This window comes from Acinetobacter sp. 70_2 (assembly GCF_056736115.1).
Genome location: NZ_JBWZIP010000015.1, coordinates 537,866 through 559,176, shown reverse-complemented (window position 1 = coordinate 559,176; position 21,311 = coordinate 537,866). Strand labels below are relative to the sequence as shown.

The window sequence follows — 21,311 nt, the reverse complement described above, 5'->3', positions numbered from 1 at the left end:
GTCATACTGATATAGACTTATCTGCAACAGAGTTAATTTTAGTTTTTGCTCTAAAGCAAAATTTACAGCTTCTTTTGCATGAATAGAAACACATTGCTGTTTATCTTTTCTTAGCCTAGTTATTTTTAATATTAAAAAATATTAGAACCTCAAAATACCTTCAATCAAGCGAACAATAATCAATGGTTCTCCCTCTAAAGTGAAAACTAAAAACTCAAGAATTCACGCAAATTTCACGACAGCCTCTTTAATTTGATCTTATAAAGTTGGCTAGGATTCATTCATGAAAATTATAACTACAGCCCTAGGGCTGATTACCTTAGTAGGTCTAACAGCATGCAAAAGTGTGCCTAGTTATTCAGGTGATTATGGTAAAGCCGAACAACAAATTACTGGTGTTACATTAAATGATGAACAAGCACTAGAGATTGGTAATCACTTTGTTGCTGCATTTAATACTTTGGGCACACCATCCTTTGTAAGTAATGCAAGTAATCTTTATGCAGATCAGCTCTATATCAACGATACACTCTCACAGTTCTCTCAGAAAAAAGATTTGATTAAACACTTTGAGGGTATGAACACACGCGTCAGTAACGTCACAGTCAAACTCATTAGTGCAACACATCATCAAGATAGCGCTTATATCCATTGGTATATGACCTATGACTTTAAAATGCTAGGACGCTCAAAAACTATGGCTTCCTACGGAATTAGCCAAATCAAAATTAATGATCAACAGAAAATCATTTTCCAACAAGATTTCTGGGACCCAGCAAACGGTCTTTATCGTTCTTTACCTGTATTTGGAGGAGTTTATAAATGGATATTACCGTTCAAAAAAACCGAATCTTAATACTTCTGGGTATTTTAATTGCATCTCACGCAAATGCGGCTGAACTAAAGAAATGTAGTTCAGCACCTTTAACGGTAACGAATCAAAAAGTAGGAAATGTCAGTTACTTTGCTGAGGATTGCTTAAAAAGCTGGCAAAACCAAAGCATAAAAATGGATTTTAGCTATAACCGAGATATTCCCGAATGGGCATTTAAGCGGGCGGCAGCACACTATTTGAAGAAAAATATTAGTGGATTTGATGCAAAATCTCCACTTAATCATATTAATGAGCTTTATAGACCAATTAAGAGCGGAGATTTATATAGTCTTTATTACCAACATGAAAATCAAAAACTGGAGTTAAAATTAAATCAAAAACTATTGGGTTCTATAAATAATCCAAATGCAAATCAATATTTTAAAATCTGGTTTGGTAGCGAACCATTTAATGCTAAATTAAAACAACAACTATTAAATTAATGGCTTAATAAAATCTTATGGGTAATCACTTTATCCTCATGGTTGAGGACCATTTTGAACTGGCGGCAACAGTCTGCGAATTTCTTGAAGTGCATGGTTATGTCATCGATCATGCACGTAATTTAGATGCAGCCCGTTCTTTTCTAAAATCACAGCACTATCATCTTTTACTTCTTGATATAAATTTACCCGATGGTTCTGGTTATGACCTCTGTAATTGGTTACGTACTGAACAAGGGGTTGATATTCCAGTGCTGATGCTGACAGCCAGAGATACGTTAGACGACAAACTTAAAGGATTTACTGCTGGCACAGATGATTATTTAGTTAAGCCATTTGATTTTAATGAATTAGTGATGCGTATTCGTGCCTTAATTAAGAGAGCTGCGGGTGAAGTCGCGAATCATAAAATTCAGATTCATGATTTAATTCTTGATAGCGCAACACAAACTGTAGTTCGCGCTGGAAACAATATTGAATTACCACCTATTCAATTTAAACTATTAAAAATTTTGATGCGCCAGTCTCCGAAAGTGGTTACCAAGCAAGAGCTTATGATGGAGCTGTGGGGAGACGAAGAACCGGAAAGTGATGCTTTACGCAGTCATATTTATAATTTAAGAAAAATGGTAGATAAACCATTTGACCCTAAACTATTACACACAGTAGCAGGTGTCGGTTTAAAGATTGCTTTGGATGATACTGATTAACTTAAATAGACTACAACTATTAAACCCGTAGTCATTTCTAAGTCCAGATCAGGATGGGTCGCTAAGTAATATTGCCGATCAAACAATTCCACTCGCCAACCTAATTGTTTGCAAAGCTTCTGTACCAGTTGCAACCCAATGCCATGACCTTTAACTTTTAAAGAAAGCTGTGAATCGCTAAGCTCTTGCACCTTCACATCATTAGGTAAAGAAATTCCGATCCCATTATCAGCAATAATCAAACTGTTTTTTTGCTGAATAATATCAATTTGTGAGCCTTGAGAGTAATTGAGGGCATTGCGCAAAATATTACCTAGAACCATTTTGGTCATAGAAGGATATAACCAGCGCGGTTGTTCTGCTAAGTCTGTGTGAATATGAATATGTATACCCTTACTCTCACTCATGACTTGCAAGCTTTCGACTAAGTCTCGCACAATTTGTGATAGGAAATTTTTTTCCGATGGTAGGCTTTTTACTGTATTACGTGCAATTGCGAGTAAAGTGTCGACTAATAATTGCATATCTTCAATCGTATTATGAAGTCGAACTAAGGCTTTATCATCACCGTATCTAGCCTGACAAAGCTGAACATTACCCTTTAAAATCGTAAGTGGAGTACGAAGTTCGTGACTTACATCTCCAGTGAACTCTCGCTCGCGTCGAATAAACTCACTTAAGACCTGATGATATTTTTCCAAGGCTTGTTTCAGATACTCTGCTTCCATATTGCCATTGGTATTTATATCTTTAAAAGGTGAAGCTTGTGTGTCTTGATGTGCCCAATCAATATTTTCTAATGCATTTGCCAAACGGGTAATTGGGGAAAAATAGCGTCTTGCTCTTCGGTTTGACCACCACAAAAAACTGTATAAAACAGATAAACTGAACATCAGTGGAGCAAGTCCAAATAACCAAATCAGCTTGTTGACGTTACTCTCACCAAATACCAAAAGTACATGCTGTCCATTACGCTCACCGTATACGGTCATACGTTCTTTACCATCAATAAAGATTCGATGTACCCCACTCTCTAAATGCATATCTTTAAAAGGTTGAGGTGCTATCTGGGTATTCCACCGATATCCATATAAGTTTTTAGTATCTGGCAAATCTGCATTCGGGTTACGATCTATACGTAACCAGTAATGTTCCATTTCCTGTTCTAAAGCGGTTTTAAGCAAAGAACCCTTAATTACCCAAGCACTACAAGCCAACCCGACCACAATCGATAATGCGATTAGAGCAATCTGCAACCAATAATATCGATTGAACATTTTGGCTAATGGATGGCTAGATTTGCCATCGCGTCGAGTTCTTATCATATCGTTATCGCCGGGATAGGCTGTAGAAATTACAAAGGTCTCTTTTTAAATAGAAAGTGACCAATGACCCATTCTTGTCCTTGCTCAAACCCAAAAAGTTCAGCACAAGCCATGAAAAAAATACGCCAGCGTTGCCACCAAATATTGGCATCTTTTCCATAGATTTTTTTAAATAACGGTTTAAGTTCTTCCTCTTGATTGTCCATATTATCAAGCCAAGCATTCGCTGTTCTCATATAATGTTCACCTGACCACTGCCAGTGTTGAGCCAGTTCTAAATGCTCTTGAAAATGTAGAAAAGTGGAAGTTGAAGGCATTAAACCGCCAGTAAAGAAATACTTGGACATCCAATCATAGTCTGATTTTACTTCAAAAGGATAATGCAAAAAGCGATGACAAAAAATATGACACCAGAGTAACCCATCTGGCTTTAACCATCCCTGAATTTTTTCAAATAGACGTTGATAGTTCCGCACATGTTCAAACATTTCGACCGATACAACACGATCAAATTGGCACTTGTCTAATTCGAGTACATTTACATCACAAGTGAGTACTTCAACATTGGTAAGCCCTCTCAACTTTGCTTGCCCGAGAATATGTTTTTTCTGAGTCGCGGAGTTTGAAACAGCCGTAATTTGTGAGCGTGGATAATTTTCCGCCATCCATAAGGTTAAAGAACCCCAACCGCAACCTAACTCTAAAATGTGTTGACCATTTTTAAGTTGTGCTCTTTCACAGTAAAGCTGAAGTGCCAACTCTTCTGCCTGATCTAAAGTTGTTGTTTTGGTTGGAAAGTAACATGCACTGTATTTAAGCCTTTTTCCAAGTACTGTCTGAAAAAACTCGGTCGGTAACTCATAGTGCTGTTCATTTGCTTTATCTGTTTCTACAGCAATTTCACTCTTTTTGAGTAAATTAAGAACGTCCATATAGCGCTGCGCCCCTTGCTCAGGGTCATAACGGCCTTCTTGAATTAAGCGCTTTTTACTTAAAGCACGAATCGCAGCTCTAATTGCATGATCTGGAATCACACCACTTTCAACAATTTTTAGAGACTGATGAACAATAAAATCCATATGAGCACCTATTTTTTTGGTCTTCGCGGAATAAACATTGAAGTTCTTTGTTGATAATCAAGATAATTTTGACCGCGGCTTTTGATTGCTTGTTTTTCACTAAATGGAATACCCGTAACATAGTATAAAAATAGCCACATCAACACAGGATAAATCCACAATAAATATTCGTCTGCAGCTAAACCAATAATGGGATAGGCAAACCAATGTAACCATTCAAAAAAGTAATTTGGGTGTCGTGAATAACGCCATAATCCTTGATCCATGGTTTTGCCATGGTTTTCCGGATTTAACTTAAATCTGTATAACTGCTGATCGGCAAGCTGCTCACCTATGAAAGCAATCGCCATAACTACAGCTGCAATCACTAAAGCGATTTTATATTCACTACTCCATAGGCCTGCTTCTACGTTAAGCAATGTCCACATCGGTAAAAAGAACAGAAATACTAAGAATGTTTGAAATATAAAGAATAATAAAAAGCCAAAATGCTGGAACTTACCCATGGCCTGACGCATATTTGCATATCGACCATCTTCTTTTTGTTCAGACTGATAACGTCTTAACAGGTGCCAAAATAGTCTTAAAAACCATAGACCGCTAAACACGCCGATAAATAGCCTTACTTCAACTGGAGCAACTGAAATGAGTAAAGAAGACACAATAATATTAATTGCCAGACAGAAACTCCAAGCAGCATCTACTATTCCAGCACGACCATTTAGAGTTGCAAGTAACCAGCTTATCAACATGATAAGTAAGTCCAGAATGAGCAAATTCCATAACATGAGCTGTCTCCTTGCTAAAGGTGTTTGAACTAGTAACTGGTACTTTCAAACAACAAGTGAACATTGCTTATCACGCCTTCTTTAAAACCGCCCTCGCAATAACATAAATAGAAATCCCACATGCGAATGAAGTTTTCATCGAAACCTAGAGCCAATACCTCTTCCCTTGCCGCTAAAAAACGCTCTCGCCAATGATAAAGTGTTTGCGCATAACTTAGACCAATGTCATTTAAATACTTTAGCCTTAAACCACTCTCAGACGCGGTTTGAGTTAATACACTCACACTCGGAATGAAACTACCGGGAAAAATATAACGTTTAATGTAGTCAACAGTATTGAGTGCTTTTTTATAGCGAAAATCTTCAATGGTGATGGCTTGAATAAGAGCCAAACCTTTAGGTTTTAAAAGTGCTCTACATTGATCAAAATATGTCGATAGATACTGTGCACCAACTGCTTCAACCATTTCAATTGAAACCAGCTTATCGAACTTACCTTCGAGCAAACGGTAGTCTTTTAATTGCACATCAATACGATGTGCTAAACCTGCTTCATTTACGCGGGTAATCGCTTCATCGTATTGGGCTTGCGAAATGGTAATGGTAGTGACTCGGCAGCCATAATGCTGAGCTGCATAAATTGCAAAACCACCCCAACCACTTCCGATTTCCACCAAGTGATCTAATGGTTTTAAATCCAACTTTTTACAGATAATTTCTTTTTTTAAATCTGATGCTTCTTCGAGTGTCATATTTTCATTTTCAAAAATGGCGCTCGAATACATTAAAGATGGATCTAAAAATAATTTAAAAAAATCATTGCTTAAGTCGTAGTGCTCGGCAATATTTTTACGGCTACCACTTATAGAATTCTTTCTATTTTTATACCAAGCTTTAAGAAAAAACTGGCTCGCTTGGGCAAACATATTTTGATTAAGCTGGTCTAATACATCTCGATTACGCGCCAAGATCTGAATCAACTCGACAAGTTGCTGGCTGCTCCAATCTCCACGGATATAACCTTCTGCTGCACCTAAAACGCCATTTTTTAAAATGAGTTCCATCAATAAAGGATTATGTACTTCAACCACAGCATGCAAGTCTGATACTTCACCCACCGTACCATTCCATGCACCCTGAAAAGTAATCTGCCCATGACGTAATTTGAGAAGGCTTTTGAGTAGTAATGGTAGTGAGTCATCTTCACCATATAGAAATGTTTTTATCATGTCTTATCTACCTTGATCTTTTTAGGGTGACGATAAAATGGCACTTTTTTTCGCCACAACTTAAATGCCTCTAAATATATTGAAAACAGCATTTTAAAAGGCGCCAAGCTGTTATTAACAGCATATCGATATTGTTGTGAAGGAAATGTGATGGGTATAAGTTCAAAGCGCATAGTGGCGTCAAAGACTTGATTTTGTTCTTCAAACAGCTGCATATGAATGACATTTTGTTGATCTGAAAAGCTAAACCGCCAACGGTAAGTCAACTGCATAGGCATAAACGGCGAAACATGAAATGATTTTTCAAATTTAAAATCAAAACTTTCATAATCCTTTATGTGACTGTATTGGTTTGTACAATCATGAACATAAACTTTTCGTTCATTCCAAGGGGTGTTGGTAATTTCACTAACAATAAATACAGGTTTTCCAGTTTTAGTTAGAACAAAATAAAATACGACCGAGTTAAAACGAAAACCTAAACATCGAGGTAAAGCCAATACTCTGATTTGCCAGTCTGGTCGGAAATGTGAGTTGTTATTTTGAAGTATTGCTTTCTCTACTCTATCCCTTATAGAACCACGATACATATTTAAAAAATCATTTTCAGATAGTTTTAGTACATTCCAATGATCGGTAGACCAAAGTGAGCAGTCTTTTGAAATTTCATTTAATTGATCTGGATCGAACCACAAATAATTTAAAGTCGAAGTGAATTGGTGCTCTTTAGGGCTATAACGTCTATGACGAATAAGTGCAGGAGCTATAGCAAGTTTATTTAATAACATTTGAGAAGCCTCCTGCTTTTAATATTTATAACGCTAAGATTTGCTCTACAACACGAGATGCACTACGAGCCCCATCTTCATGAAAGCCCCATCCCCAATACGCTCCACAAAATGAAGTATGATTTTGTCCATTAATCTCTTGCCAGCGTGATTGGGCTTGAATTGCTTTTGCATCAAATACCGGATGACGATACTGACGTTCCACCAAAATATCCTCGGGTTTAATTTTCATATTTGGATTTAAGGTAGAGAAAATTTGAGTTTTGCAGGATAAGTTCTGCAAATTATTCATCCAATATGTAAACCCGTAATGTATAGCGGACGTATCATTTTGAACTTGTGATGTTGGCGTTACATGTACATGCCAACTTGCCCACTGCAAACGGCTTTTAGGCATAATTGAAAGATCACGGTGAACCACCATTCGATTATCTTGATAACCAAATTGGCTTAATATTTCTTGTTCCAGAGATGACGCATCTTTTAATAAACTTAGGCTATCGTCAGCGTGGCTTGCAAAAATGACCCAGTCATATTGTGATTGTCCTTCAACGGTTTCAATCAACACCTTTTCTTGTGAACGGCTCACAGCTTTTACTTCAGCAAACTTCCATTCAAGAGATGGACAGTTCTTTTGAATTGCACGAATATAACTTGCCGAACCGTGTTTGACTGTTTGCCATTGCGGACGTTCTTTTAGCTGTAACATGCGATGATGCTGAAAAAAGCTCACCACAAATCGATATGGAATTTGACCTACTTGCTCAACCGGAGCCGACCATAAGGCACCGCACATCGGATAAAGATGCTCATAACGGAACTCATGACTATATTTGTGTTGGTCTAAATATTCTTCTATGGTTAAAGTAGGCTCAATATCTGCCACATCTATATCTTTATTATCATCATAAAAACGCAGCAAATCTGACAACATTTGCAGAAATTTTCGGTTTAAAAAGTTCTGCGGACGGGCAAACAGCGACCATTTTTTTGAAGGGTTATATTGAAGCCCACTCACGAGATTATTTACCGAAAAACTCATATCGCTGCTTTGAGTTTCTACACCTAATTTTTTTAGCATATCGGTAAATAACGGGTAGTTATAATCATTAAACACAATAAAACCACTATCTACCGCGACTTTAGCACCGTCAATATTCAGCTCATGCGTGTCAGTATGACCACCAAAATAGTTATTTTTTTCATATACCGTAACCTGATGTTGTTTTGACAATTTCCAAGCGGCATAAAGCCCCGATATACCTGAACCAATAATGGCAATCTTCATAACACTTCCCCATTTTCAATTTTTTCTATTGGTAGATCTTTAATTTTTTTATATTGGTAAACTTTATTCGGTACGGGTTTTAACCCCCATACCAAACCAAATAAAGACATGACTTTGAGAATATAAAAGGTGATATCAATCTGCCACCAATAAAAACCTTGACGCACACTGCCCGCGTAAAAGTGATGGTTATTGTGCCAGCCTTCACCTAGCGTAATTAGAGAAAGTAGAAAGTTATTACGGCTATCATCTGGGGTATTAAACTCACGTGAACCATAGCGATGAGCAAACGAGTTAATACATAAAGTTGCATGAATTAGAAGAACAGTAGAAATCACAAATCCCCACACTAAAAGTTGTAAGCCATTTGTCCCTAGTTCCGGATGATGTTGAGCTAACCATGAACCTAAACCATAAATTGCCAAAGCCGTCAGAATCACAATAGGCAGACAAAATCGATCAAGCAAAATTAGTTCTGGATACTTCAACCAGTCTTTAATGACTTTTTTTCGAGTGGCAAAATTTTGCTCATTTAAAAACCAACCAACATGTGAATACCAAAAGCCTGCTTTGGCTGAATGTGGGTCCTGATCGGTGTCGGTAAAATGATGGTGATAACGGTGATGCGCTGCCCACCATAATGGTCCGCGCTGCGCGCTCATGGTTCCAATGAGTACAAATATAAATTGAACAATACGTGAGGTTTGAAAAGTTTTATGCGAAAGATAACGGTGAAAAAAAGCGGTAATCGCAAACATACGTATAAAATAAAAACCGAGCATAAAGATCACAGCGAACCAAGACACGCCGACCCAAAACGCAGCCAAACAAGCGATATGTAATAAAATAAAAGGAATAATTCTTAACCATTGAATTTTCTTTTCAATGATATAGTCACCCGAACTAGTAAGCTGCGCATTTTCTGAATCTGACCAGCTATCGATCCAGCGTAGAAAAAATTTAGACATTGATTCTTCCTGATCTAAAGCATTTCTTTATTTATTAATTTAGAAAATGCGCAATGAATTTTATGTGAAGATTACAAGATTATGAGCTAAATCTAAAAACCAACATAATCAGCAACTTCATTAGTTCGTTTGTTTTGTTTTAATGAGTTTGGACACATCATAGCCATAATATTTTGCTGTTTGCAAATAGGAGTTATATGTCGCCTGATCAATTTGAGGACTACGAGAAAGAATCCATAAATAGTCTGTACTTGGTCCGCCCACTAAAGCGACTTGATAATCTGGATCAACTCTTAACACCCAATAGTCACCTTTGGTAAAAGGAATCCATCGGAGGCCAGAAGGCAAAAAGCTTACTTCTAATTTACTGTTACCTTCATTTTGCGGATAAGCTACACCTTCAGATGAAATCACTTCGCCTTTTTTAGTCGTACAACTATTTAAAACGCCCACGGTTTTATCTGCGTTAATCGAATAGGTTGCTGTTGTATTGGCTATACAATTACGCTGAAAAAACATAGGCAAATGTGCAATTTCATACCACTTACCTGCGTATTGATTAATATCGATAGAATCAACAGCCACTGGGTTAGTCGTTAGACCTGCATAAGTACTCAAAGAGGCTGCTAGACTAACTACGGCCAGACCACTGCTCATCACCAGTGATTTAAATAATAATTTCATCATTACCCTCTTCTATTTATTTCATATGTTTAAACATACGCCAGAGGGTTGTGAACAAAGTGTGAATTTTAAAAATTAAGAAGTGCTTTTAAATCGTTAATTTAGAGTCTTTGATGTATTTAAAACTGGAAAATCAAGCTCAAAACACACGCCTTCAACTGTGTTATAAACGCGGTAAAGGCCCTCATGTAAATCCATAATAGAAGCCACAATTGATAAACCTAAACCACCAGTCTGACTCTCATCAGTTCGGCTTGAGTGGCATTGGTAGAATCTTTCAAAAAGATGCTCAAGTTGATGTTCAGCAATTGAAATACCTCCCGTTACCACAGTCAAGCTCACCCATTGCCTATGCTCAATCATTTGATTTTTAGTTGCGATATAAATAGTCCGCCCTTTACCACCATGAACCAGCGCATTTAACACAAGGTTATAAACGGCTCTTTGAAATAGCTCTGGATCTGCAAATAACTTTTGAGCTTCTAAATTAAAACTAAAGTAACAGTCTTGTTCTTCAGCTTGATATTCAAAAATCTGGCATAACCCTTCTAAAACGTCTTGTATATTTATTTCTTGTTTGTTAACAAGCACCATTTTCTGATCGGCTCTTGCCAAGAAAAGCATGCTATCAATCATGCGTTTTAATCTGTGGTAGTCGTCTAAATGGGACACTAGCAAATCTTCATATTGTTCAACCGAACGTTCGCCAGTTAAAGCAATCTCGGTTTGCCCAATCAGATTATTTAAAGGCGTGCGGAACTCATGAGCGATATCTTCAGAAAAACGGTTGAGCTGCGTATAGCCCTTTTCGATACGCTCAAGCATATGGTTTATATCTTTAGAAAGCAGCTCAACTTCTAAAGGTGAATTTGGGAGGTTTAATCTTTTCTGGAGCTGATTTACGTTAATAGAATGAGTTTGCTTACGAAGCTGTTGTAGTGGCCGTAAACCTAAATGACACACTAAAATGCAAAGCACAAAGATTGCAAACACGCCCCCAAACACATACATCAAGAGACTTTCTTGAAAAGGTAAAAGAATATTGATGCGTTCCGACCATTGTTTACCTGCAATCAGTAGATAAGGCTCTTGATTAATGGTTATGGTTTTCCACGCAATTCGTGTTGGATATGGATTGTTAGCTAAATCTTGAAACTGAAGGTTATTACGCTGTGCAAGCTGTGGTAGCTGAATATGGAGCGGATTGATATTAATTAAAGTTTTGCCTTTATGAATAAGCAGAAACAAGTTGTCTTGGTTACCAAGCATGTTTTGATACAGCTTAGGCCGCGCAATGATTTGCTCTACATTTTCGCTATCTTGCAGCAAAATTTCCAAACGGTTAATTCTGTCTGCTAAAGCCTTATCTTGCTGCTTTAATAAAATCTGGTTAATGCCTAAATAGGTCATAAAGCCGACGGAACATAAAATTAAGGCAGAACAAAGCGTGACCAGTAATGTAATACGGACTTCAAGCGAACGTAGAAATTTAAAGTTCATAAGCTAACCGATATTTTATAGCCCAAGCCACGTATGGTATGGATAAGTTTTGGTTCATATCCTTCATCAATTTTGCTTCGTAAACGGCGTACTGCAACATCAATAAAGTTGGTATCGGTGTCAAAGTTAATATTCCAAACTTCGGAACCAATTTGTCTACGCGTCACAATTTGCTCTTTGTTAAGTAACAAATAACGCAACAAATTAAATTCGGTTTTGCTCAGCTCAATTAAGTTTCCATTACGCCATACTTTATGGTTGACCACATCCATTTTTAAATCACTAATAGCTAGCTCGTTTTCTTGCAGATATTGCTGTCGTCTTAACAGACTTTTAATACGTGCCAACAGTTCAATATAGGAAAAAGGTTTAGCCAAGTAGTCATCTGCACCTAACTCTAACCCTTTCACTCTATCCATGACATGATCTTTTGCTGTTAAGAAAATCACCGGAATTTTTGAAAACTGACGTAGTACTTGTAATACACTCCAGCCGTCTATGTCCGGCAACATCACATCAAGAATAAGCAAGTCATATTGATCTCTCTTTAGCATTTCCAAACCTTGCAGCCCTAAGTGAACACACTCCGCTTGATATCCAGATTCTTTTAACCCTTTGACCAAATAAGTGGCGATCTTGATCTCGTCTTCAATAATAAGGATACGCATTTTGTAGAGACTCATTTGAAAGATGACAACTTTGTAATGTGATTGTCATGCTTGAAATTAGGCAATTTGTTTAAGATTTTCAAAGCGACATAGAGGCAATCATTATGAACAAAATAAACTGGCTGCTACTCACAACAGTGCTATTTGCAAATAGTACTTTTGCACAGCCCCCTGCTTTGAATCAAGTTTATTCGTTAGATCTTAAAACTGCCCATCTGCTAGCCGACAGTGCTAAACAGGCATGTAAACAACTAAATCAAAATATTGCGGTCGTTGTTGTAGATCGTGGCGGTAATACTTTAACTGCCGAGCGGCATGAGTTGGTAGGCCCGCATAATTTAATGGCTGCCGAGAAAAAAGCCTATACCGCGTTATCGACCAAAACATCGACCTTAGTTTTAAGCCAAAACAGTAACCAAAACCCCGATGCAAAAAATTTAACCACCGTAGCGAATTTACTTTTGTTAGGTGGTGGCGTACCTGTTCGTTTTGAGAACCAAGTGATCGGCGCGATTGGAGTTGCGGGTGCTGGCGGCGCACAAAATGACAATCAATGCGCAAGCAAAGCCATTGAAACCGTTTTTAACTCATAAGGAGCTTCATCATGACTAAATCATTCATTGCTTTATCTTCGTTATTTATTGCTTCGGCTACATTTGCACAAACTAATCCGCTAAGTGTGCACGTGTTAAATCTAGAAACGGGTTTACCCTCTTCTCAAGTTGAAGTCGTTTTAGAGAAAAATACCAATAACCAGTGGGTTAAACTCAACCAGCAAGTGACCGATTCAAATGGTCGTATTACAGCACTCTATCCAGAAAATAAAAAACTAGAACAAGGCATTTATAAAGTGACGTTTAAAACTGAAGAATGGTTTAAAAAGAACAAACAGCAAACTTTTTTTGCCGAAGTACCTGTCATTTTTAAAGTGGATGGAAGCGTAAATCACTACCATATTCCTTTATTACTTAGCCCTTACGGTTACTCAACCTATCGAGGCAACTAAAATAGAAAACCCCTTTATCTGTTGTACACAAATAAAGGGGTTGGTTAAAAGCGATTCGTTTACGAACAAACACCATTGCTAATAACTGATTTTTTATTCGAATCTAACGCCACAATTGAAGCAGACACTGTGTTAATAATTTGAGTCATGGCCTCACTTGAAGCATTCACAATCGCATCCATTTTCTTAGCTTTCTGATCAATCGGCTGCTTAAAAGCAATTCGACAATTCAGTTGAGATCCAGCATTGGTAATGACTTTTGCATTATTTGACTCTAATTGAGTCGGCGGTATTTGACGCTTCACCACCCAAGACACCGCAATATTAATATAGCTTTTATCAACAATATCAAAATGAGAAAAGTCTGTAGAAACTCGATATAAAGGCTGATTGTTTCCAGCAAGCCCACTGCTATAACTGTCAATTGCCCCTAACTTCTGTTGCAAACCCGCCGATAAGGTATCGCGTAATTGCGTACTCATGGTTGATGTCCAACGCTCATTATCAAGTACAGTCGACTTACCATTGCTGTCTTGGAGCACCAAAGGCGCACGGTCTAAACGATCTGGTAGTCCAACCGGTAAAACTTCAATGACTCGAATACTCGAGCTCACTGCTGGAGTAATTTTAGGGCTAATCGTATAGTAGTTTGGCGTTGGCGAACTAGAACAGGCTGTCATGGCAACTGCCGTTAAAAGTACCCCACTCCCAAGCAACCATTTGGCTGCTTTAGAGTGCTGAAATAATTGGTTCTTTTTATTTTTCATCGTTGGCCTCTGGTCTCTTACCACGAATAATAGATTCAGGATGTTGCTCAATATAATCTGACATGAGTTGTAAAGAAGCAGCCGCACGGGTCATTTGTTGCAGTGCCTTACGGACGTCCTGTTGCAACGGCGCATCACTCGACAAAATAGACTCGGATGATCTTACAGTTTTACGAACATCATCTAAGGTTGCTTGTAAACCAGGTGCGACTTTACCGTCTAACTGTTTAACCAGCTTGTCGGTAGATTCAATGGCAGTATTCATATTGTTAAGCGTTTTACGCACATCTTGCCCAATTTCAACTAGTGGGAATTTGGTTAACTTGTCAGCAATTTGAGAAACCTGTGCCTGTAAACCACTTAACTCTGTTGGCGTAGTTGGAATAACTACACGGCCATCTTTCAAGACTTGTAAACTTGCCGGTTTCGCTTTAGGGAACTTATCTAAAGCAATATAGTTTTGACCCGTTAAGAGGTTGCCCGTTCTCATTTGTGCACGCCATCCATGCTCAACAAAATCTTTGAAAATTTCACTGTTTGGATTGAGTGCTAAGCCATTTTCAACGCGTGACGGATAAATAACCGCCTCAACACGCATACGAATCTGCTTATAGTTGTTATAAAACTCTGCATTAATTGATTTAATATTACCAATTTCAATGCCCATGAAGTCGATTGGTGCACCCGCTGCTAACCCACGTAATGAATGATCAAAATACATAATCACACCACGAGGCTGCCCGTCTGGTTCTTTGAGAGCTTCAGATTTTGAATCCCAAAGCGTAAAGCTGCTCTTATTGGCAGCGGTAGTCGCATTTGAATTTTCAGGGAAACCAAAAGCAATACCGCCAGCAACAATGCTCGCAAGCGATTGAGTATCTAAATTAAAGCCTGAAGCATTCAAAGTCACATCAATACCACTTGCTTGCCAAAAGCGTGCATCTGTAGTCACAAACTTATCATACGGTGCACGAATAAAAGTCTGAAGCTGCACACTTTTACCGTCGTCAGCTAGCTTATAAGCAGTAATTTGTCCAACGTTAATTCGGCGGTAATAAATCGGTGAACCGATATCCAAAGATCCCAAGTCATCGGCTGTTAAGAAAAACTCTTTACCCGGTACGTCGGAAGTAATCACTGGCGGTATTTCTAAACCCGTAAATTCAAGTTTTTTCTCAGGTGACTTCCCGCCATCTACTTCAATATATGAACCTGACAATAAAGTGTCTATGCCTGAAACTCCACCCGTCCCAATTCGTGGTCGTACTACCCAAAAACGTGAATCTTGCGCGGCAAAGTTGCTGGCATTTTTACGTAAATCAATTCGCGCAATAATATGTGAGCGGTCATCGGCCAAATCAATTTGCCGTACCACACCAATATCCACCTGCTTATAGCGCACAGTTGTTTTACCTGCAACTAAGCCTTCGGCTGTGCGAAAAGACACCTCAATGGTTGGCCCATTAGAAAGTAGCGCCTTCACCGCCAAGGAAAGTGCAATTAAAAGCGCAACTAGTGGAATAAGCCAGATGAGTAAAGGTTTCCACCGATTTTTCTTTTCTTGAGGTTCGGGTAAATCATTCATGTTTTCCAGTTCAACATCTGTCTCATGATGATCTGAGGTACCGCCGGTTGTTTTGTTTTCAGACATACTCATTGTTCTTTTATTGACTGGGATTAATGGAATCATTATTCAACGGCGAATGTTCGTCTTGAATAACTGTGGTTTTTTCCGAAGAAAAATGGTTGGGCTTGTTGGTATTTTGAGAGGCATAAAAATTATCCCAAATAATACGCGGGTCAAAACTTAAAGATGCAAACATGGTTAAAACCACAACTGCGCCGAAAGCAATAGAACCCGGCCCTGCTAAAATAGTCGCAAGCGATTGAATCTGAATAAGCGCGGTTAATAAAGCCACCACAAACACGTCAATCATGGACCAACGCCCGACAAACTCAACGATACGGTACAGTTTAATACATTGCTCTGGGGTAAATTTCCATGCGGCCGATGACTGTATATATACAACCAATAACAGGAAATACAAAATAAATAGCTTAAGCATCGGAATAAAAATACTGGCCATAAAAATGACCACCGACACTAAATAGTCTCCATTTTGCCAAAAGTAAATCACCCCACTCATGATGGTATCTTTTTGGCTACCTAAAAGTGAGTCGGTTATCGTCATGGGCAACACGTTTGCCGGTACATACAAAATAGTTGCAGCTACCACCAGCGCAAAGGTACGGTTTAAACTTCCCGGCTTACGCTCATGCAATACGCTATAGCATCGAACACAGCGTAAAACTTGATGTTTTTTACCAGTGGCTGTTTTATCTAGTTTTGATGAGTTTAATAAACCACAGCAGTGACACAATATAAGCGAAAGATCTTTGGCTCTTGGATACTGCTTTAGAACCATACCCGTGTTTTCATTTTTCGGTGCAGTCACGTTTTTTATCGTTTTCATAATGGTGACCTATCAATCTCATTCCATATGTCACTGACCTTTATGGATGTAATATAAACCATCAATAGACTTAAGACCGCAAATGCCCACAAGGCAATTTCCGGAATAACGAGCACCATCCCCATTAACTTTACCAGGGTGACCAAAATTCCGATCAGGAATACCTCAACCATTCCCCACACTCTCATAAAGTACAGTGTTCGGAGGGCGCCAACTAAAAACTTTGGTCGTCTTTTAAATATACTGACCGTACCGAGGACATAGCCCAGTAATAACAAATATGAAAGCGGTACAATAAACGTAGTAATTAAAATCAGAACACCCACAAAAGCCCGATCATAATGAAACATGACCCATACGGCGCCCAATAAAGTGGTTTCGGATATGTTGCCTTGTAGTTCAATTTTTACAATCGGAAAGCTATTGGCAATAACAAATACAATTAAGGCCGTTAAAATGAGGGCTAACAACGTAGTAAATGGTTTGGTATGCCGATAAAGCTCCGCACCACAGCAGACACAATAAGCTCTTTTTCCGTAAGCAAGCGGGACTCTACGATAGACGGTATCGCACTCCTCACAACCTGCTAATTCTTTAAGCTTCATAGTTATACTCTAAGGTTTATCGTTTTACTGTGTCACATATCGCTCTTTTTATTACTAAGATAAATTAAAATATAAATCAATCTAAAAGCTATATCAGACAATGGAAATTTTAGAATAAAAATTACCGTAGGTGCTGTTCAATATATTGTTGAAACTGCTGAATAATATGTACAGATTGTGTGGTGGAATTGAAATAGAGACCAAAATTTAAAGGCTTAAGCTCCGGCAATACATCACTTTCTATGCGATGAATGTCTGAAGGAATCTGAAAACATGATCTCAAGCTTATACCTATACCCGCCCTTACAGCAGGCCACAATGCCTGAACAGAATTACACTCATAAGCAATATGCCAAGGCAGCCCAACCTGTTCCAGTGCTTCAATAGCCATTTGCCTTAAAATGCATGGTTGCTGCAATACCACGAGTGGAGTGGAAGCTTTATCTTCAATGATTTGCTGAATATGGGCATGGGCGCAAAACAACCATTTTGTCTCGACACTTTTGAGTTCATAAAAGTTTTCAATTACGGGGTTTTGCTGCCAAATAAGCGCCAAATCTAATTCTTGCTTTTGTACTTTCTCAATCAAATTCTGATTTCGATCGACCTGAATTTGAAACTGTACATTAGGATGCTGCAACATAAACTGAGCGATGAGTTGCTGTAAGGTTCCCTCAGCAAAATCTTCTTGTAGACCAAAACGAATAACACCACTGGCCTGAGTCCGATGCAGCTTTAGAAGTACCGTATCATTAATGGCCAACATGTTTTTAGCATGGCTCAATAACAATTCACCACTAGGGGTTAATTCTAATAAACGCCCCTGTTTTCTAAGAAGCTGGCAGCCCGTTTGCTGTTCTAATTTTTTTAATTGCGCGCTAATTGCGGCCGGTGAACGGCATAAGTATTGTGCTGCTAGCTGATAACTTCCAAGCTCAATTCCCTTAACAAAGGCACGTAAGGCGTCTAAATCAAGATTAGTGAGGGCTTTAGTATAATCATTCATAAAAACCGAATCATTAGTTAGAAAAGTTTTGATTTTTTAAACTATAACAAACTGCCATATTAGCAACAACAGCATCAATGTTGAGTTCCAAAATGTTCAGAAAAATTGATATTCATAACTTAGAAAGTATTTCGCCCAAGCTGTATGAGTTCGGCAAAGACTACTTATTTGCAGATATCTGGCAAAGGCCTGTGCTTGATACTCAAACACGTTGTTTTATTACAATCACCGCACTTGTTTTACAAGGCCGTTATTCGCAGCTTGAATGGCATATAAAAAATGCCTTAACTGAAGGCATCACGAAAGAACAAATTATTGAAGCCATTACCCATATTGCTTTTTATGCAGGCTTACCTACTGCCATTTCAGCACTTGAACATATGCCAGAGGAGATATGGTCATGCCCATGATTCGTTTTACAACCAGTTATGCATATACAGATCTTGAAAAAGCGCAAATATCGAAAATTGTGCAGACTTGTATGGAAAGTTATTTTGATACTCCCCCAAATGATTGCTTTCATTTCTTTGAGCACTTAGCTCAAGGCAATATATATGTTGATCCTAATTACTGGGTGGAATCTTCCCGCACTGAAAAATTTATGCTGCTATACATCACTTCTGGTAAAGCCAGAACAGCTCAGCAAAAATCAGATTTAATGCAGCATGTAACAGCAGAGCTCCATCAAAAATTTAGCATTCCTGAGCAAGATGTCATGTTTGTGATTGTGCAAAATAGCGCAGAAGATTGGTGCTTTGGACATGCACAGCGTGCTGATCTTTATTTGAAAACATTAAAATCAATTAATTAATTTTCTAATTTAAATCGTTCCAACCCATCATTTTTAATAAGTTAAATTATCTCAAACATAAAGCTTCGATATAAAGAAGCTTTATGTTTTTATATAAATTTTATTTAAATATAAGTAAATTTTAAAACTTAAATATTATTATGAAGATTAATTTAAATATATAGAATAAATTATGCGACACGATTAACAAAAATTTAATTTTAAGTAGATTATTTTTTAATTTATATAAAAATTAGGACCAGTCTAGCAATTAAAAATTAATTATTTAAATATCAATATATTAACAATTTATTTTCAAGATTAGATATAAGCAAAACGCTTTAATCTCACAAAATATTCTTTATATTATTGTAAATAAATTTTACCTTTCATTAAAAAATTAATAGTTGATTTAAACACTCAGAATTACCACCAGACCTTGGGTCACACGCATTTTAAGCACATTAATTTTTATAATTAAACTTAAGAAAACCACTCAACTTAAAGGTTTGCTTAAGTAATTTTCATACTGTATTTTAAAAAATGAAAAATAAATAATTTTATATATTAAAGATAGATCTAATAATAAAAGTGAGATCAAAATGATTGAATGGTTACAAGGTGTTTTAAAGCACAGCCCCGAAATATTATTGTTCTTATCACTCGCAATCGGCTTCTGGATTGGACAGTTCCAGTTTGGAAAATTTCAGTTTGGTGGAGTCGCAGGTTCCTTACTTGTAGCGGTCGTTTTAAGTCTTATTGGCGTACCGGTCGATAACGGCGTTAAAGCAATTTTGTTTGCTCTTTTCATTTACGCCGTAGGGTTTGAAAGTGGCCCCCAGTTTTTTAAATCACTCGGACCACAGTCTATAAAAGAAATTTTGTTAGCAGTATTTATGGCAGTGTGTGGTTTAGTCACTGTTTTGGTCATGGCTAAGATTTTCCATCTCGATAAAGGCTTGGCTGCCGGACTCGCCGCTGGAGGCATGACTCAATCAGCCATTATTGGTACTGCTGGAGATGCCATTTCTAGACTCGATCTGCCTCTGGCTGAAATTCAAAGACTTCAAGCAAATGTCGCGATTGGCTATGCGGTGACATACATTTTCGGTTCGTTGGGTGCAATCATTGTATGTGTAAATATCTTGCCTAAATTTATGGGTAAAGAAATTCACGACGATGCTTTAAAAGCCCAAAGTGAACGACTTAAAGGTGCTTTTGAACTTGCACCGGGTCAGGAACTGGCAATGCCCGAGATTGTTGGCCGTATTTATAAAGTTAAACAAGCCAATGGACACACTATTGCGGAAATTGAAGCAAAAGAAGCCAGTATTACGATTGAACGGTTAAAACGTAAAGATCAGTTTATTGATGTTGCTCCTGAGCTGACATTACAGACTGACGATGTGGTATTGCTGGTTGGTCGCCGTGCAAATGTAGTTTCAGTTGCCGAGCAAATTGGGAGCGAATTACAGTCATCGCAAGGTATGGAAATGATTATGGATACCAGCGATGTCATCCTGAGAAATTCCAAATACATTAACCGTACCTTAGGTGATATTAAGGCCAATACTCCAGCTTATTTGAAGCATGGTATTTATGTACTTTCGATTAAACGTAACGATGAAACTCAACCTTTAAGTGATGACACCGTTTTAAAGCAAGGTGATGTCGTTACTGTCTATGGTACAAAAAGTGACCTCGATCGTTTAGTGAAAGAAGCTGGTAAAGCCTTACCTGAAAGCCTAAAAACAGACTGGATTTTTCATGGTGCAGGTCTTGTCGTTGGCTTAGTGATTGGTCTTTTTGTGATTCGTTTGGGCGATGTGCCATTAACGCTTGGCGCTGGCGGTGGTGCTTTACTGTCAGGTCTTCTGTTTGGTTGGATTCGTAGTCGAAATCAGGTACATGGCAATATGCCGTTAGCGGCTTCACAGCTTCTTAAAGACTTAGGTTTGGCAGGCTTTGTTGCAGCGGTTGGCTTACAATCAGGTTTACAGGCCATTCAAACCATTAAAGAAAGTGGTCTTTCACTCTTTATGATTGGAGTAGTTGTAACACTGGTTCCGTTGCTGCTTTCTATGCTGTTTGCTCGTTATGTTCTGCGTTATAGCAACGTTGCGGTAATGGCTGGAGCGCTATCTGGTTCACGTAGTGCAAACCCTGCTTTTGGTGCCATCTTAGACAAAGCAGGCAACTCAATTCCGACTGTTCCTTTCGCAATCACCTATGCCCTCGCAAATGTGTTCTTGACCTTACTCGGACCACTGATCGTAGGCTTAGCCTGATTTTATACATTGAATTAGAAATTTTATTCAT

23 protein-coding genes are annotated in these 21,311 nt (G+C 38.1%); 8 read left to right on the top strand and 15 right to left on the bottom strand.

Annotated elements, in window-relative coordinates; genetic code table 11:
• The first annotated feature begins 283 nt into the window (after positions 1-283).
• Genes AC1PJ9_RS11650 through AC1PJ9_RS11640 form a run of 3 tightly spaced genes read left to right on the top strand, consistent with a single transcriptional unit; the run spans position 284 to position 2,027 of the window.
• Positions 284-856 carry a nuclear transport factor 2 family protein gene (locus tag AC1PJ9_RS11650; protein ID WP_068933184.1) on the top strand — a complete coding sequence of 191 codons (573 nt, stop codon included), beginning with the start codon at positions 284-286 and terminating at the stop codon, positions 854-856.
• Positions 823-1,317: a chalcone isomerase family protein gene (locus AC1PJ9_RS11645; RefSeq protein WP_311087341.1), complete on the top strand. Its 495-nt coding sequence runs from the start codon at positions 823-825 to the stop codon at positions 1,315-1,317. Before AC1PJ9_RS11650 ends, AC1PJ9_RS11645 begins: the two co-directional genes overlap by 34 nt.
• A gap of 17 nt (positions 1,318-1,334) precedes the next feature.
• Positions 1,335-2,027, top strand: coding sequence for a response regulator transcription factor (locus AC1PJ9_RS11640; protein WP_311087340.1), 693 nt, complete (start codon positions 1,335-1,337; stop codon positions 2,025-2,027).
• Here the strand turns inward: AC1PJ9_RS11640 and AC1PJ9_RS11635 are convergent.
• The 10 genes from AC1PJ9_RS11635 to AC1PJ9_RS11590 all read right to left on the bottom strand — a co-directional run bounded on the left by AC1PJ9_RS11635 (position 2,024) and on the right by AC1PJ9_RS11590 (position 12,344).
• A complete protein-coding gene (locus tag AC1PJ9_RS11635; protein WP_311087339.1) occupies positions 2,024-3,352 on the bottom strand; it encodes a HAMP domain-containing sensor histidine kinase in 1,329 nt (442 codons plus the stop codon). The genes AC1PJ9_RS11640 and AC1PJ9_RS11635 overlap by 4 nt on opposite strands.
• A gap of 29 nt (positions 3,353-3,381) precedes the next feature.
• Complete coding sequence (locus AC1PJ9_RS11630) at positions 3,382-4,431, bottom strand: SAM-dependent methyltransferase (protein WP_311087338.1); 1,050 nt, start codon at positions 4,429-4,431, stop codon at positions 3,382-3,384.
• Between the two features lie 8 nt (positions 4,432-4,439).
• Positions 4,440-5,219 carry a DUF1295 domain-containing protein gene (locus tag AC1PJ9_RS11625; protein WP_019458381.1) on the bottom strand — a complete coding sequence of 260 codons (780 nt, stop codon included), beginning with the start codon at positions 5,217-5,219 and terminating at the stop codon, positions 4,440-4,442.
• 29 nt (positions 5,220-5,248) lie between these two features.
• Positions 5,249-6,448, bottom strand: a complete 1,200-nt coding sequence (locus tag AC1PJ9_RS11620) for a cyclopropane-fatty-acyl-phospholipid synthase family protein (RefSeq protein WP_311087337.1) — start codon at positions 6,446-6,448, stop codon at positions 5,249-5,251.
• Complete coding sequence (locus tag AC1PJ9_RS11615) at positions 6,445-7,236, bottom strand: DUF1365 domain-containing protein (RefSeq protein WP_019458383.1); 792 nt, start codon at positions 7,234-7,236, stop codon at positions 6,445-6,447. The genes AC1PJ9_RS11620 and AC1PJ9_RS11615 overlap by 4 nt, the downstream gene beginning before the upstream one ends.
• A 25-nt stretch (positions 7,237-7,261) precedes the next feature.
• A complete protein-coding gene (locus tag AC1PJ9_RS11610; RefSeq protein WP_311087336.1) occupies positions 7,262-8,524 on the bottom strand; it encodes an NAD(P)/FAD-dependent oxidoreductase in 1,263 nt (420 codons plus the stop codon).
• A complete protein-coding gene (locus tag AC1PJ9_RS11605; RefSeq protein WP_311087335.1) occupies positions 8,521-9,492 on the bottom strand; it encodes an acyl-CoA desaturase in 972 nt (323 codons plus the stop codon). Before AC1PJ9_RS11605 ends, AC1PJ9_RS11610 begins: the two co-directional genes overlap by 4 nt.
• A 120-nt stretch (positions 9,493-9,612) precedes the next feature.
• Positions 9,613-10,176, bottom strand: a complete 564-nt coding sequence (locus AC1PJ9_RS11600; protein ID WP_311088048.1) for a lipocalin family protein — start codon at positions 10,174-10,176, stop codon at positions 9,613-9,615.
• A 96-nt stretch (positions 10,177-10,272) separates the two neighbouring features.
• Positions 10,273-11,676 (bottom strand): heavy metal sensor histidine kinase, encoded by a 1,404-nt coding sequence (locus AC1PJ9_RS11595; RefSeq protein ID WP_311087334.1) that lies wholly within the window; start codon positions 11,674-11,676, stop codon positions 10,273-10,275.
• Positions 11,673-12,344, bottom strand: coding sequence for a heavy metal response regulator transcription factor (locus tag AC1PJ9_RS11590; RefSeq protein WP_263614082.1), 672 nt, complete (start codon positions 12,342-12,344; stop codon positions 11,673-11,675). The genes AC1PJ9_RS11595 and AC1PJ9_RS11590 overlap by 4 nt, the downstream gene beginning before the upstream one ends.
• A 104-nt stretch (positions 12,345-12,448) precedes the next feature.
• Here AC1PJ9_RS11590 and AC1PJ9_RS11585 point away from each other — a divergent pair, with 104 nt between their 5' ends.
• Entirely contained in the window at positions 12,449-12,937 is a 489-nt protein-coding gene (locus AC1PJ9_RS11585; protein ID WP_004708000.1) for a GlcG/HbpS family heme-binding protein, read from the top strand.
• Positions 12,938-12,948: 11 nt separating this feature from the next.
• The gene (gene uraH / locus AC1PJ9_RS11580; protein ID WP_263614084.1) at positions 12,949-13,350 is read left to right on the top strand and encodes a hydroxyisourate hydrolase; all 402 of its coding nucleotides are present in this window, start codon (positions 12,949-12,951) and stop codon (positions 13,348-13,350) included.
• A gap of 59 nt (positions 13,351-13,409) precedes the next feature.
• Here the strand turns inward: uraH and AC1PJ9_RS11575 are convergent, their stop codons facing one another.
• From AC1PJ9_RS11575 to AC1PJ9_RS11555, 5 genes are all read right to left on the bottom strand, one after another.
• A complete protein-coding gene (locus AC1PJ9_RS11575; protein WP_263614085.1) occupies positions 13,410-14,117 on the bottom strand; it encodes a PqiC family protein in 708 nt (235 codons plus the stop codon).
• Entirely contained in the window at positions 14,107-15,774 is a 1,668-nt protein-coding gene (locus AC1PJ9_RS11570) for a PqiB family protein (protein ID WP_263614086.1), read from the bottom strand. The genes AC1PJ9_RS11575 and AC1PJ9_RS11570 overlap by 11 nt, the downstream gene beginning before the upstream one ends.
• Positions 15,775-15,781: 7 nt before the next feature.
• Positions 15,782-16,591, bottom strand: a complete 810-nt coding sequence (locus AC1PJ9_RS11565; RefSeq protein WP_263614087.1) for a paraquat-inducible protein A — start codon at positions 16,589-16,591, stop codon at positions 15,782-15,784.
• Complete coding sequence (locus AC1PJ9_RS11560) at positions 16,588-17,196, bottom strand: paraquat-inducible protein A (protein ID WP_263614088.1); 609 nt, start codon at positions 17,194-17,196, stop codon at positions 16,588-16,590. The genes AC1PJ9_RS11565 and AC1PJ9_RS11560 overlap by 4 nt, the downstream gene beginning before the upstream one ends.
• A 121-nt stretch (positions 17,197-17,317) precedes the next feature.
• Positions 17,318-18,202 (bottom strand): LysR substrate-binding domain-containing protein, encoded by an 885-nt coding sequence (locus AC1PJ9_RS11555; RefSeq protein ID WP_263614089.1) that lies wholly within the window; start codon positions 18,200-18,202, stop codon positions 17,318-17,320.
• A 92-nt stretch (positions 18,203-18,294) separates the two neighbouring features.
• On the opposite strand from AC1PJ9_RS11555, the gene AC1PJ9_RS11550 reads away from it, so the two are divergent.
• The 3 genes from AC1PJ9_RS11550 to aspT all read left to right on the top strand — a co-directional run bounded on the left by AC1PJ9_RS11550 (position 18,295) and on the right by aspT (position 21,280).
• Positions 18,295-18,612 carry a carboxymuconolactone decarboxylase family protein gene (locus AC1PJ9_RS11550; protein ID WP_263614090.1) on the top strand — a complete coding sequence of 106 codons (318 nt, stop codon included), beginning with the start codon at positions 18,295-18,297 and terminating at the stop codon, positions 18,610-18,612.
• Complete coding sequence (locus tag AC1PJ9_RS11545) at positions 18,603-19,013, top strand: tautomerase family protein (protein ID WP_263614091.1); 411 nt, start codon at positions 18,603-18,605, stop codon at positions 19,011-19,013. Before AC1PJ9_RS11550 ends, AC1PJ9_RS11545 begins: the two co-directional genes overlap by 10 nt.
• A 581-nt stretch (positions 19,014-19,594) precedes the next feature.
• Positions 19,595-21,280, top strand: a complete 1,686-nt coding sequence (gene aspT / locus AC1PJ9_RS11540) for an aspartate-alanine antiporter (protein ID WP_263614092.1) — start codon at positions 19,595-19,597, stop codon at positions 21,278-21,280.
• Positions 21,281-21,311: the final 31 nt, after the last annotated feature.